General features: G+C 36.2%; 1 pseudogene. It reads left to right on the top strand.

Annotated elements, in window-relative coordinates:
- Window positions 1–235: pseudogene (locus tag CD138_RS14575) on the top strand (DUF3168 domain-containing protein); the annotation flags it as partial.

Raw genomic sequence — 235 nt, 5'->3', positions numbered from 1 at the left:
GCGTGAGATTATTGCTATCACGTTCCATGTTTATAGTCAGTACGAGAACGGGGCGGAAGCGCGTGAGTTGCTACGTTTTTTGGACATAGCAGTAAGACAAAATATTTCATTTGACCATTACGATGTCGAATGGATTAAAAAAGACAATTCACAAGTATTTACTGATATAGATCAGTTTACAAAACATGGTGTACTGAGAATGTTATATAAAGTACGCCATAAGACAAAAATGGAA

The sequence above is a fragment of the Staphylococcus intermedius NCTC 11048 genome (assembly GCF_002902385.1).
GTDB lineage: Bacteria > Bacillota > Bacilli > Staphylococcales > Staphylococcaceae > Staphylococcus > Staphylococcus intermedius.
This window is presented reverse-complemented; position numbering and strand designations above follow the sequence as displayed.